This window comes from Burkholderia territorii, assembly GCF_001718335.1.
Classification (GTDB): Bacteria; Pseudomonadota; Gammaproteobacteria; order Burkholderiales; family Burkholderiaceae; genus Burkholderia; species Burkholderia territorii.
In genome coordinates this window covers 3,183,560-3,195,912 of record NZ_CP013366.1, presented here as the reverse complement: position 1 = coordinate 3,195,912, position 12,353 = coordinate 3,183,560, and the positions used below count along the sequence as shown (strand labels likewise).

Below are 12,353 nucleotides of genomic sequence, written 5' to 3'. Positions count from 1 at the left end.
GAGCCGGGATGCTGCGCTGGCTGATGGCGTCGTTCGTCGCGGTGATGATCCTGACGCGCTGCTGGCCGTGGCTCGGCAAGTTCGGCATCGGACGGATGCCGGGCGACGTCACGCTGACGCTCGGCGGGCGGCGCTACCCGTTCCCGTTCATGTCGACGCTCGTGCTGACGATGCTGGTGTCGATGGTCGCGCGGCTGCTCTGAGCTGCGCCGAATGCGGCGGCGCGCCGCAGCCGGGCCGCGGCGCGCGCGTGATGGTTCCGCGCGTTACGGTTCGCGCTTCACGGTTCGCGCGTCAAAGTTCGATTTCGCCGAGGATCCGGTGCGCGAGCGCCTTCGCTTCGTCGAACGCCTCTTCCTCGCTCGGACTCGTCGTGTGGACGTCGTAGCGCATGTTCTCCGTCTCGTCGCCGTCGTCCCGGGCGAGGATCACGTAACCCTGGAACTGTCCGTTGGCGGCGTGCTGCGTATGCGCCTTGGCCGTGTAGATGCCCTTCGTGAACGTGTTCGTGTCCATCGTGCCTCTCCCGCAATAGGACACTTCATCGTAGCACTGCGGCGCAGCATGTACAGCGCCGCGAATCGGCGACCGATCAGCGCGCCGTCATCGTCCCGTCACCGTTCGAGCAGCGCGACGACCTCGTCGAGCGTCGGCGCGTGCGCGCCCGTATGCCGGCACGCGGCAGCGCCCGCCGCGAGCGCGAACGCGAGATGCTCGCGCCACGACCGCTGCGGCGCGGCCATCAGGCTGAACAGCATGCCGCCGATCGATGCGTCGCCCGCGCCGACGGTGTCGACCACCTCGACGCGCGGCGGGCTGGCCTCGAATACCTCGCCGTCCGCGTAAAGCGTCGCCGCCTGCGCGCCGCGCGTGACGAGCACGGCCGCGCGCGGATTCAGCGCGCGCACCGCGGCCACCGCATCGGGGCCGTCGCCGCCGAACAGGTGGCGCAGGTCCTCGTCGGACACCTTGATCAGGTCGGCGAGCGCGGCCATCTTCTCGAGCGTCGGCCGGTACGCGGCCGTCATCAGGTTCCGGTAGTTCGGATCGAAGCTGATCTTCACGCCGCGCGCGTGCAGGTCGGCCGCGAGCGCGATGAGCGTGCTCGCGAGCGGTTCGCGCACGAGGCTGATGCAGCCGAAGTGCGCCCACTTCACGTGGGCGGCCCAGCCGGCCGGCAATTTCGCCGGATCGAACGCGAGATCCGCGCTCGCTTCGCCGATGAAGAAGTACGCGGGCGGCCGCGTCTCGTGGACGATCGCGAGCAGCGGCGCACGCGGCACCCGCTGCAGGAAGCGCAGGTCGAGGCCGGCGGCCTCGCTCGTGCGCCACAGCACGTCGGAGAAGCAGTCCTCGCCGATCGAGCCGGCGAGCGCGCTCGGCACGCCGAGGCGTGCGACCGCGCGCGCGACGTTCCAGCCGGCGCCGCCCGGCACCGAGGTCCATTGTGCGTCGCCCGCGCGCACCATGTCGGTCAGGATGTCGCCCGCCGACACGAAGGCCGGAAAGGTGGCGCCGCTCATTGCGTCGGCTCGCTGCGCGACGCGCGCGCGAGGGTCGCGAGCACGTCGTAGCATGCGCCCATCGTGTGATAGTCGGTCTTGCCGGCCGGGCTCTTCTCGTCGCTGTACTTGCGGTTGTCGCAGGTAAGGATGCGGAACCACGCGCCGTAGCGGTGATCGACGAAATGCGCCCAGCTGTAGCGCCAGATCTCGTCGTACCAGTCCCAGAAGCGCTCGCTGCCGGTGCGCGCGCCGAGCATCGCGGCCGCCGCGAAGGTTTCCGCCTGCACCCAGAAGTACTTGTTGTGGTCGCAGATCGTGAAGTCGGGGCCGAAGCCGTAGCAGAGCCCGCCGTGATCGGCGTCCCACGCATGCGCGAGCGCCGCGTCGAACAGCTCGGTCGCGCGCGGCACGAGCCAGTCGAGCGGGCGGTGCCGCTCCAGGATCAGCAGCAGCTTCGCCCATTCGGTCTGGTGCCCGGGCTGGAAGCCCCACGGACGGAAGATGTTCGAACTGTCTTCCTTGTTGTAGTCCCAGTCGACCGACCAGTCCGCGTGATAGTGCTCCCACACGAGGCCGCCCGACAGCGCGGCCTGGCGCTGCGTGATGTGGGTCGCGAGCTTTTCCGCGCGATCGAGATAGGTGAGATGGCCCGTCGCCTCGTACGCCGCGAGCAGCGCTTCCGTCATGTGCATGTTCGCGTTCTGGCCGCGGTACGACGACACGTTCCAGTTCGGTGTCGCATCGTCCGCGTAGAGGCCCGCGGCCGGATCCCAGAAGCGGTGCTCGGCGAGCTCGTAGGTCGACGCGATCAGCGCGCGCGCTTCGTCGATGCCGGCCATCGTCGCGTGCGCGGCGGCGAGCAGCACGAATGCGAGCCCGTAGCAGTGGCGCGTGCCGTCGAGCGTCGCGCGTTTCGCGCCGTCGCGCCAGTCGAGTTCCCAGTCGTAGCCCTGCAGCGTTTCGTCCCAGTGCGCATCGCGCAGGAAGCGCAGCCCGTGGCGCGCGTACTCGAGATGGCGCGGATCGCCGAAATGCCGGTAGGCCATCGCGTAGTTGAAGACGAACCGGCAACTGCTGACCAGGTGCCGCGACGTGCGGTTGTAGACGCTGCCGTCGTCGCGGAAGTAATGGTAGAAGCCGCCCGTCGGGTCGAGCACGTTCGGCGCGTAGAAGCGCAGCGTGTCCTCGACGTGCGACAGCAGGAACGACGGATCGCGGAAGCTCGCGACGAACGGTGCCGCTTGCGTGTGGGCGGCCGGCGCGGCCGTGCGGGATTGGACCGGGGGCATGTTCATGATTCGGTGACCGTGGCGGTATCGAGTGCCGGTGAGCCGGCGGGCTGGCTGCTGGCCCGTACGATCAGTTCGACGGGCAAGGAGATCTCGGTGCGCTCGGGCGCTTCCGCGAGCAGCAGTTCGACGCCGCGGCGGCCGAGCGCTTCCTTGTCGACGGCGAGCGTCGTGAGCGGCGGGTTCGCGTGCGCGGCGGCCGGGATATCGTCGAAGCCGACGATCGCGATGTCTTCCGGAATCCGCACGCCGCGCGCGATGCACACGCGCTGCGCGGCGAGCGCGGCGGCGTCGTTGTATGCGAATACGGCGTCCGGGCGCGGGCCGGGCGCGTCGAGCAGCTGCTGCATCGCGCGCGCGGCGCCGGTGTCGGGGTCGAGCCCGGCGTCGATCGTCACTTCGTATGCGGGATCGAACAGCCGCCCGGCCTCGAAGAACGCGCGGCGGTAGCCGATTGCACGCTGCGCGATGCTGAAGTGCGCGGCCGAGCCGCCGATGAATGCAATCCGCGAGCGGCCGATGGCGAGCAGGTGGCGCATCGCGAGCGCCGCGCCCGTCGCGTTGTCGATGTTCACCGAGCGCAGGCCGGGCGCCCACAGGTCGATCAGCACGAGCGGCCGGCCGGTCGCGGCGAGCGCCTCGATCGTCTCGGGCTCGATGAAGCCGGCCACGGCGATCGCGTCGGGCGCGTGCGGGCGCATCTGGCGCAGCACGTCGTCGTTCGGGCCGACCGTGAGCAGCGTCGGCACGATGCCGCGCTCGCGGCATGCATCCTCGACGCCGTGCAGCACGTGCGAGAAAAACGGGCTGGCGGGAAAGCGGTTGTGCTGGCGATGCAGCAGGAAGGTGAGCCGGCGCACGCGCGGGCGCAACTGGGCCGGGTCGTAGCCGAGCCGCTGCGCGATCTCGACGATGCGCGCCCGCGTGGCCTCCGACAGGCCCGGCTGGTTTTTCAGCGCGCGCGAGACGGTGCCGATCGAGACTTCTGCCGCCCGCGCCACGTCGCGAATGGTCGTGCCCATCGTTCGGGATCCGGTTTGTTTAGGGTGATGGCGATTGTATAGTAAAACGCAGCGCCAAATTCGGGCCGGATAACCGGGGAATACCCGGAAATAGCGGGTTTTTACGCGCTAATCTGCGAAAACGACGTTACTAAAAATACTAAACAAAACGCGGAAAAGGCAAGGTGATCGCGTGAGCGCGAGATGTCGGAGTAGCGCGAGGTGCGCATGTTCGGTTGCCCGGTCCGCGCGGGGGCTGGCGGAGCGGGAGGGATGAAGGGGCGGGAGGCGAGAAGACGAGAAGGCGAAGGCGAGAAGGCGGGAAGGCGGGAAGGCGGGAAGGCGAGAAGGCGGGAAGGCGGGAAGGCGGGAAGGCGGGAAGGCGGGAAGGCGGGAAGGCGGGAAGGCGGGAAGGCGGGAAGGCGGGAAGGCGGGAAGGCGGGAAGGCGGGAAGGCGGGAAGGCGAGAAACCGAGAAGCCGAGAAGCCGAGAAGCCGAGAAGCCGAGAAGCCGAGAACGCACGAGCGGCGGAAGCGGCCGACGCCGGTCGGTGCCCTGGAACCGCCCAAGCACGCGACACCCTCGTCGCCGCCATCCGCGCCGGCTGGCAGCGCGCTTGCGCCCCCGGCCACTCCCGCCGATTCAGCCCGCCGCCGCCTGCGGCGGCCCGCCGCGATCGCGCAGCGCCGCGCGGCCCGCATCGAGATCGACGACCGCGAGCCCGCCCGGCTGCTGTTTCGCGCGCCGCTTCGCGAGCGCCGCGACCGACGCGATCTCGTCGCTGCCGTAGCGCATCGCGCCGTTCGCGCCCGCCGGCACGCCCACCACGCCGATCGCCATCGTCACGAAGCCGAAGAACGCGGGGTTGCCGTGCCGGTCCTCGCCGCGCAGCCCGCCCACGAGCCGGTCGGCCTGCGTGTAGAAACGCTGCGCGCCTTCGTTGAAGCGCGCGATCGCGTCGGCTGCGCGCGCGTGCCAGTCGTCGCGCTGGAACAGCACGAGGAAATCGTCGCCGCCGACGTGCCCGAGAAAGTCGCGCTGCGGATCGCACACGCCGGCCAGCACCGTCGCCGCGAACTTCAGCACTTCGTCGCCCTGCCAGTAGCCGTACTGGTCGTTGAACGGCTTGAACTGGTTCAGATCGACGTAGCATGCGTGGAAGCCGGCGTCGCGCGCCAGCAGGCGCTCGATGTGCGCGCTGATCGGGATGTTGCCGGGCAGGAACGTCAGCGGATTCGCATAGCGCGCGGCCTCGATGCGCATCTCGGTCACCGCGCGCACGAGGCTCTCGCCGGTGCCGAGCCCGACGTAGCGGCCGTGCTCGGTGATCACGAAGCCGTCCGCGAGGTAGCGCTGGTCGTGGCTCGCGAGCAGCATCGCGAGCTGCTCGACCGTCGTCGCGTTGTCGATCATCAGCGGCGCGTCGTTCGCGAACTGCAGGCACGGCTTCTTTCCGAACACCTCGCGGTGGTACGGCAGCGTGAAGCGGTCGATGAAGCCGCGCCGGTTCACGAGCGCGACCGGCCGCCCGCGCTCGACGAGCGCGACGGCATGCAGCGCCGGCATCCGGTTGAACAGGTCGAGCACGTCGTTGTTGGTGGCATCCAGCGGCAGCGCCGGCGCCGGGACGAGCATCTTCGCGGCGATCGTGCCGCTCGGCCGCGCGGTGCGCGTCGCGCCGGGGAACACCGCGATGTGCGGCGTGCGGATGGCGTCGCGCGCGGCCTGCGCGACGACCGGCGACGGATGCGCGTCCGGCCGGCCGAGCAGGAAGCCCTGCACGCAGCAGATGCCCATGTCGCGCACGACGATCAGGTCGCACTCGTTTTCGATGCCTTCCGCGATCAGCTTCGCGCCGCTCGCGTGCGCGAAGTGCTGCATCGCCCTGACTGCCTCGAACTTGAGCCGGTCGCGCGCGATGTCGTGAATGAAGAAGCGGTCGATCTTCACGACGTCCGGGTGCAGGCGCAGCCACAGGTTCATGCTCGCGTTCGCGGTGCCGTAGTCGTCGAGCGCGAACTGAATGCCGGCGTCGCGCAGCGACGCGACTGCCGGCCCGATGCGCGTGACGTCCGGCATCGCGGTCTGCTCGGTCAGCTCGATCACGATGCGCTCCGTGCCGACCCGCGCGCGACCGAGCAGTTGCCGCGCACGCTCGCGTTCGCGTGCGAGTTGCAGGATCGTGCCCGCGCTGAAGTTGAGGAACAGCTTGCCGTCGCAACCGAGGGCGGCGAACGCGTCGAGGCAGGTGAGGGCGGCCGCCTGTTCGAGCGCGATGGTCGCGCCGTCGCGGGCGGCCTGCGCGAACAACGCGGCCGGCGGCTCGAGCTCGGTGCCGCGCGGGCCGCGGATCAGGCCTTCGTAGCCGACGACCGTGCCCGAGGCGAGGTCGACGATCGGCTGGAACACGGCCGCGAGCGCACGCTCCGCGATCAGGCGCGTGGTGGGGGCGACGGACGAGTCGGGATGGGGCGCGGGCATGGCGAGGGAGCCGAGGCGACGGGACGCCCGAATTTAACGGCATCGCGCGTGAAGAATTGAATGAAGATTTCGTGACACGATGCACGCCGATGGTGCATGAGTCGCCCGGTGGCGAGCGGCGAGCGGCGCCGAAGGCGGAGAAGGCGGAGAAGGCGGAGAAGGCGGAGAAGACGGAGAAGGCGGAGAAGGCGGAGAAGGCGGAGAAGGCGGAGAAGGCGGAGAACGGAGAAGGCGGAGAACGGAGAAGGCGGAGAACGGAGAAGGCGCAGAAAGCGCAGAAAGCGCAGAAAGCACCAAACCAGAAGGAATCAGGAAGCGGAACCAGAACGACGCCAATACCCGCGCGCGGCCAGCCACGCCGGCCGCGCAGCCGCGCTCAGCGCTTGCCCGCGCTCAGCGCCTCGCGTGCGCGTGCGGTGTCGGCCGCGCCCTCGTCGCCGTCACGCTCGCCGCGCATGTCGCGCGCGCCCCAGCGCTGCGCGAGCGCCGCGCACGCCATCAGCTGGATCTGGTGGAACAGCATCAGCGGCAGCACGATCGCGCCGACCGCCTGCGCGGAGAAAATCACCTTCGCCATCGGCACGCCGGCCGCGAGGCTCTTCTTCGAGCCGCAGAAGATGATCGTGATCTGGTCGGCGCGGTTGAAGCCGAGCCGCTTGCTGACGAACGTGGTCAGCACCAGCGCGATCACCAGCAGCACGACGTTGACGACCAGCAGGCCGCCGAGCGCGCGCGCCGGAATCTGGTGCCACAGCCCCTGGTTCACGGCCTCGCTGAACGCGACGTAGACGACGAGCAGGATCGAGCCCTGGTCGACGAAGCGCAGCACGCCGCGATTGCGTTCGATCCAGCGGCCGATCACCGGCCGCAGCAGCTGGCCGGCGATGAACGGCACGAGCAGCTGCATCACGATGCTGCCGACCGTGCTCCACGGCGACGCGGCCGCGGCCGACTGCGACGTGATCATCAGCCCGACGAGTGCCGGCGTCACGAAGATCCCGAGCAGGCTCGACGCGGACGCCGCGCACACGGCGGCCGGCACGTTGCCCTTGGCGATCGACGTGAACGCGATCGACGACTGGACCGTCGACGGCAGCGTGCACAGAAACAGCACGCCGGCGTAGAGCGCCGGCGTGACGAGCGGCTGCAGCACGGGCTTCAGCGCGAGGCCGAGCAGCGGGAACAGCGCGAACGTGCTGAGCAGCACGACCGCATGCAGCCGCCAGTGGGTCGCGCCCGCGACGACGGCTTCGCGCGACAGCTTCGCGCCGTGCAGGAAGAACAGCAGGCCGACCGCGACGTTGGTCGCCCAATTGAATGCATGGGCGGCCGGGCCGCGGCACGGCAGCAGGCTCGCGAGCACGACGGTGCCGACGAGCGCGAGCGTGAAGTTGTCGGGAAGGAAACGGGGACGGGCCATCGGGAAACTCGATTCGGAAACGGCAGGCGCGCGCGTCGCGCGCGAAGCCGATATTGTCCCGGTTGACCATTCAATACACAAATTCATTGTGCGAATCGATTGATGAATCACCTGCATCCAAAGGCCGTGCCGGCGACGGGCAGCCGATGCGCACAATGGCAGAAGAATGTTCTGCCGCGATTGCGCCCTGAAGTGAAAAAACCTAGCAGTAACATGGTGTTACACCGATGCCCGCGACCTAACACTTTTTGGCTCGACACCGTTTCGGGGCGCTCATAAATTACTGCTGAAAGGCTTGCGTCGGCCGGCAACACCCGGCGGCGAGCGGCAACAGGCACTGAATGATGACGGAACGGGTGAAACTGAAGGTCGGACGATGGGTGGCAGGCGTGCTCGGCGCACTGCTGATGCCGCTCGCGCTCGCGCAGCCGCCGCACGGCGGCCAGGCGTTCGGCGGCGGCCAGGGCTTCGGTCACGGTTTCGGTGGCGGCGACATGCGCGCGTTCGGCCAGCCGGCCGGCAACGCGCCGGTGTGGCGCCGGGCGCTGCCGCCGGGCGGTGCGCGTACCGGCGGCGTGAGCGGCTACGGTTCCCGCTGGGGGCTGCGGCCGACGCCGTCCTACGGCCATTACGCCGCGCAAAGCCCGTATCGCCCGATCAGCGCGGACTCCCGCCAGATGCCGCGTCCGCCGGGCGGCGGCAACGTGCCGCTGCGAGCCGGCTCGATCCGCGCCGACGTCGCGCGCTACAACGAGGAGCGCGGCGGCCGCCCGATGCCGCCCCCTCGCGCACAGGAAGAACCTTCCCGCTCGCCGTTTTTCTCCCCGTTCTACCGAAACTGAACGCCTCGCGCGTTCGCCCTGCCGGCTGTGATGCGAATTCGCCACAGTCGCGCGCAGATTTCCGCTGATTTTCCCGTCGCATTGCGCTATCTTTCGCGCCCGGTACGCGCGCGCCGGCGGCCTGCCCGTCGCGTGAGCGCTCCGCGCGGGGCCGCTGCGGCGCGCCTGGCCACAGGCCGATTCAGCGAAGTTAATGCCGCCGCTATACCCGCAATAAGTGTGCGCAATTTTGACCGGACGAATGATCCGTAAAGATGGCTGCGCCCCATACGACGCAAGCAATCGGCTCAAAAAAACAACGCTCGCGCCACTTATCGACACTTCGACAAATCCTGGAGATCCCATGAAAGCATTCGCTCGCCGTGCGTCGCGCACGTCCGTCAAGCTAATCGCCGCGGCCGCCTGCGTGGCGGCAACGGCACCCGTCCACGCGCAATCGAGCGTCTCGCTCTACGGTCAGGTCGACGAATGGATCGGCGCCACCAAGTTCCCGGGCGGCGATCGCGCATGGAACGTGTCGGGCGGCGGGATGTCGACCTCTTACTGGGGCCTGCACGGCGCGGAGGATCTCGGCGACGGCTACAAGGCGATCTTCACGCTGGAGAGCTTCTTCCGTGCGCAGAACGGCCAGTTCGGCCGCTTCCAGGGCGACACGTTCTTCGCGCGCAACGCGTACGTCGGCGTCAGCTCGCCGTACGGCACGGTGACGGCAGGCCGCCTGACGACGCACCTGTTCCTGTCGACGATCCTGTTCAACCCGTTCTACGACTCGTACACGTTCTCGCCGATGGTGTACCACGTGTTCCTCGGCCTCGGCACGTTCCCGACCTATCCGAGCGACCAGGGCGCGGTCGGCGATTCGGGCTGGAACAACGCGCTGTCGTACACGTCGCCTTCGTTCGGTGGCCTGAATTTCGGGGCGATGTACGCGCTCGGCAACACGGCCGGCGACAACCGCTCGAAGAAGTGGAGCGCGCAGTTCAACTACGCGAACGGCCCGTTCGCGGCGACCGCCGTCTACCAGTACGTGAACTTCAACAACGGCCCGCAGGACCTGAGCTCGCTCGTGACCGGCATGAAGAGCCAGGGCATCGGGCTGGTCGGCGCGACCTACGACCTGAAGTACGTGAAGCTGTTCGGCCAGTACATGTATACGAAGAACGACCAGGTCGCCGGCAGCTGGCACGTGAACACCGCGCAGGGCGGCGTGTCGGTGCCGCTCGGCGTCGGCAACGCGATGGCGTCGTATGCATACTCGCGCGATGGCGGCGGCCTCGACCAGACGCGCCAGACCTGGGCCGTCGGCTACGACTACCCGCTGTCCAAGCGCACCGACGTCTATGCTGCGTACATGAACGACCACATCAGCGGCCTGTCGAGCGGCAACACGTTCGGCGCAGGCATCCGCGCGAAGTTCTGACGATCTGCGTGCCGCACACGCGCGCATCGCGTGTCCGGCCTGCCGGCTTGCAGCCCCGAAACGGCGCCGCTTCACGCGGCGCCGTTTTGCCTTTGTTGACCTTTTTGTTTCCTCGCCTTTGTTACCCTATCTCGTAATTGCATGATTCCCAGGAATTGCGAGCTAGTTCGATGGATACCCTCGTCAGCATGAATGTGTTTCGCTACGTCGTCGAAGTGGGCAGCTTCGTCGGCGCGGCGGAGCGCATGCAGATGTCGGCCGCGATGGCGAGCAAGCACGTGATGCATCTCGAGCAGCAGCTCGGCGCGCGGCTGCTGCATCGCACGACCCGACGCGTCGCGCCGACCGAGGCGGGACGCGAATACTACGAGCGCCTCGTGCAGGCGCTGTCGGAACTCGACGAGGCCGGACAGGCGGTCGGCGCCGCCAGCGTCGTGCCGCAGGGCCGCCTGCGCGTGACGTCGCTGTCCGCGTTCGGCTTGCGGCACGTAATGCAGGCGGTCACCGATTATGCGGGTCGGTTCCCGGACGTGACCGTCGACATGACGCTGTCCGATCGCGTGGTCGACCTGATCGAGGAAGGCTACGACGTCGCGGTGCGCGCGGCGCCGAACGGACTGAAATCGTCGTCGCTGGTCGCGCGGCAGATCGCGACCGCGCACATCCTGCTGGTCGCGTCGCCCGAGTATCTCGAGAAGCACGGCACGCCGCGGGCGATTGCCGATCTCGCGCACCACAACTACCTGCGCCGCGATTCGAATTCGACGATGCTCGATTCGCTCGTGATCGATGCGGCCGCCGCGTCGCGGGTGAACCTGAACGGCAACCTGATCGTGAACCATCTCGAGGGGCTGCGTGCGGCCGTGCTCGCGGGCGCGGGCATCGCGCTGCTCGGCACCGAGGTGATCGGCGACGACATCGAATCCGGCCGGCTCGTGCCGGTGCTGCTCGACTCGGTGCCGCCGCACGAGGCGCCGATCTATGCGGTGTATGCGAGCCGCCGCCACGTGTCCGCGAAGGTGCGCTCGTTCGTCGACTTTCTCGCCGCACGCTTCGAAGGGCAGTCGCTGTGCCCGTCGATCGAAGCGCGCCTGCGCGTGTTGCCGATCGCGCGAATCAAGCGCGCCTGAGGCCGCCGACACGGCTCGATCGGACGAAAAAAAGCGCGAACCATTGCGGTTCGCGCTTTTTCGTTTTCGGGCGCGGCCTGCGCGGCGGCCGGGCAACCCGCCGCCGCTCGCGTCAGCGCGCGATGCCCAGGCGCGCCTTCGCTTCGTCGTACTCGCGCTTGAGGCGCTCGACGAGCGCACCGACGCTCGGCAGGTCGTCCATCAGGCCGACGCCCTGGCCGGCACCCCAGATGTCCTTCCACGCCTTCGCCTTGTCGCCGCCGAAATTCATCTTCGACTTGTCCGATTCCGGCAGCGCGTCCGGATCGAGTCCGGCCTTCTCGATGCTCTCGCGGATGTAGTTGCCGTGCACGCCGGTGAAGAGGTTCGTGTAGATGATGTCGGACGATTTCGCGTTGAGGATCGCATGCTTGTAGTCCTCGACCGCGTGCGCTTCCTGCGTCGCGATGAAGCGCGTGCCCATGTACGCGAGATCGGCGCCCATCGCCTGCGCGGCGAGGATCGAGCCGCCGTTCGCGATCGAGCCGGACAGCACGATCGGACCGTCGAACATCTTGCGCACTTCGCCGACGAGCGCGAACGGCGACGTCGTGCCCGCGTGGCCGCCGGCGCCGGCCGCGACGAGGATCAGCCCGTCGACGCCGGCCTCGAGCGCCTTCTGCGCGTGGCGCAGGTTGATCACGTCGTGCAGCACGATGCCGCCGTAGCTGTGCACCGCGTCAACGATTTCGCGCGCCGGCGCGCGCAGGCTCGTGATGAAGATCGGCACCTTGTGCTCGACGCACACGCGCACGTCGTGTTCGAGCCGCACGTTCGACTGATGGACGATCTGGTTGACCGCGATCGGGCCGATCACCGCATCCGGATGCTTCGCCTTGTGATCGGCGAGCTCGGCCTGGATCTGCGTGAGCCATTCGTCGAGCAGTTCGGCAGGACGGGCGTTGAGCGCGGGAAATGATCCGACGATACCCGCCTTGCACTGCGCGAGCACGAGTTCGGGATAGCTGACGATGAACATCGGCGACGCGATGACGGGCAGCGTCAGGTTCTGCAGGACGGCGGGCAATGCCATGTGATGTCTCCAGTCTCGAGGGGCGGCCGGATGCGGCGCGGGCGCGCCGATGCCGGCATCAATGCTTGGCGGTCGAACGATGCTTCGAGTGTAGCCGTGCAGCGATGCGCTCATATTAATACGAACGGTCGTGCGATTCTACGCGAGCTTAGCAAACGGCGCGGCATGTCCACAATCGAGTGAGTGCTCTCGT

General features: G+C 68.4%; 11 protein-coding genes. 4 read left to right on the top strand and 7 right to left on the bottom strand.

Translation table 11 applies throughout. The annotated features are described in order from the left end of the window. Positions 1–8 precede the first annotated feature (8 nt). On the top strand, positions 9–203 hold the full coding sequence (locus WS51_RS25220; protein WP_057928625.1) for a DUF2905 domain-containing protein: 195 nt from the start codon (positions 9–11) through the stop codon (positions 201–203). 91 nt (positions 204–294) lie between these two features. Here the strand turns inward: WS51_RS25220 and WS51_RS25215 are convergent, their stop codons facing one another. From WS51_RS25215 to WS51_RS25190, 6 genes are all read right to left on the bottom strand, one after another. Continuing rightward, positions 295–516, bottom strand: a complete 222-nt coding sequence (locus tag WS51_RS25215; RefSeq protein ID WP_059450680.1) for a hypothetical protein — start codon at positions 514–516, stop codon at positions 295–297. 98 nt (positions 517–614) lie between these two features. Further along, complete coding sequence (locus WS51_RS25210; protein ID WP_059798177.1) at positions 615–1,523, bottom strand: carbohydrate kinase family protein; 909 nt, start codon at positions 1,521–1,523, stop codon at positions 615–617. After that, positions 1,520–2,800, bottom strand: coding sequence for an AGE family epimerase/isomerase (locus tag WS51_RS25205; protein WP_059791094.1), 1,281 nt, complete (start codon positions 2,798–2,800; stop codon positions 1,520–1,522). Before WS51_RS25205 ends, WS51_RS25210 begins: the two co-directional genes overlap by 4 nt. Continuing rightward, positions 2,797–3,816, bottom strand: a complete 1,020-nt coding sequence (locus WS51_RS25200; protein ID WP_059450677.1) for a LacI family DNA-binding transcriptional regulator — start codon at positions 3,814–3,816, stop codon at positions 2,797–2,799. The genes WS51_RS25205 and WS51_RS25200 overlap by 4 nt, the downstream gene beginning before the upstream one ends. Positions 3,817–4,437: 621 nt before the next feature. Next, a complete protein-coding gene (locus WS51_RS25195) occupies positions 4,438–6,276 on the bottom strand; it encodes an EAL domain-containing protein (protein WP_069229907.1) in 1,839 nt (612 codons plus the stop codon). Positions 6,277–6,652: 376 nt separating this feature from the next. After that, positions 6,653–7,696 carry a bile acid:sodium symporter family protein gene (locus WS51_RS25190; protein ID WP_059807868.1) on the bottom strand — a complete coding sequence of 348 codons (1,044 nt, stop codon included), beginning with the start codon at positions 7,694–7,696 and terminating at the stop codon, positions 6,653–6,655. A gap of 344 nt (positions 7,697–8,040) precedes the next feature. On the opposite strand from WS51_RS25190, the gene WS51_RS25185 reads away from it, so the two are divergent. From WS51_RS25185 to WS51_RS25175, 3 genes are all read left to right on the top strand, one after another. After that, positions 8,041–8,538 carry a hypothetical protein gene (locus tag WS51_RS25185; protein ID WP_059768676.1) on the top strand — a complete coding sequence of 166 codons (498 nt, stop codon included), beginning with the start codon at positions 8,041–8,043 and terminating at the stop codon, positions 8,536–8,538. Between the two features lie 343 nt (positions 8,539–8,881). Continuing rightward, positions 8,882–9,958, top strand: coding sequence for a porin (locus WS51_RS25180; RefSeq protein ID WP_069229906.1), 1,077 nt, complete (start codon positions 8,882–8,884; stop codon positions 9,956–9,958). 170 nt (positions 9,959–10,128) lie between these two features. Next, positions 10,129–11,088, top strand: a complete 960-nt coding sequence (locus tag WS51_RS25175) for a LysR family transcriptional regulator (RefSeq protein WP_059451601.1) — start codon at positions 10,129–10,131, stop codon at positions 11,086–11,088. 112 nt (positions 11,089–11,200) lie between these two features. Here WS51_RS25175 and WS51_RS25170 read toward each other — a convergent pair whose 3' ends face one another. Next, on the bottom strand, positions 11,201–12,160 hold the full coding sequence (locus WS51_RS25170; RefSeq protein ID WP_059507867.1) for an NAD(P)H-dependent flavin oxidoreductase: 960 nt from the start codon (positions 12,158–12,160) through the stop codon (positions 11,201–11,203). Between the last annotated feature and the right edge of the window lie 193 nt (positions 12,161–12,353).

What these genes read in the sequence shown, in the direction of transcription:
- WS51_RS25185 (WP_059768676.1), top strand. Translation starts at nt 8,041, where the DNA reads ATGACGGAACGGGTGAAACTGAAGGTCGGACGATGGGTGGCAGGCGTG.
- WS51_RS25175 (WP_059451601.1), top strand. Translation starts at nt 10,129, where the DNA reads ATGGATACCCTCGTCAGCATGAATGTGTTTCGCTACGTCGTCGAAGTG.
- WS51_RS25205 (WP_059791094.1), bottom strand. Translation starts at nt 2,800, where the DNA reads ATGAACATGCCCCCGGTCCAATCCCGCACGGCCGCGCCGGCCGCCCAC.
- WS51_RS25170 (WP_059507867.1), bottom strand. Translation starts at nt 12,160, where the DNA reads ATGGCATTGCCCGCCGTCCTGCAGAACCTGACGCTGCCCGTCATCGCG.
- WS51_RS25180 (WP_069229906.1), top strand. Translation starts at nt 8,882, where the DNA reads ATGAAAGCATTCGCTCGCCGTGCGTCGCGCACGTCCGTCAAGCTAATC.
- WS51_RS25200 (WP_059450677.1), bottom strand. Translation starts at nt 3,816, where the DNA reads ATGGGCACGACCATTCGCGACGTGGCGCGGGCGGCAGAAGTCTCGATC.
- WS51_RS25190 (WP_059807868.1), bottom strand. Translation starts at nt 7,696, where the DNA reads ATGGCCCGTCCCCGTTTCCTTCCCGACAACTTCACGCTCGCGCTCGTC.
- WS51_RS25195 (WP_069229907.1), bottom strand. Translation starts at nt 6,276, where the DNA reads ATGCCCGCGCCCCATCCCGACTCGTCCGTCGCCCCCACCACGCGCCTG.
- WS51_RS25220 (WP_057928625.1), top strand. Translation starts at nt 9, where the DNA reads ATGCTGCGCTGGCTGATGGCGTCGTTCGTCGCGGTGATGATCCTGACG.
- WS51_RS25210 (WP_059798177.1), bottom strand. Translation starts at nt 1,523, where the DNA reads ATGAGCGGCGCCACCTTTCCGGCCTTCGTGTCGGCGGGCGACATCCTG.
- WS51_RS25215 (WP_059450680.1), bottom strand. Translation starts at nt 516, where the DNA reads ATGGACACGAACACGTTCACGAAGGGCATCTACACGGCCAAGGCGCAT.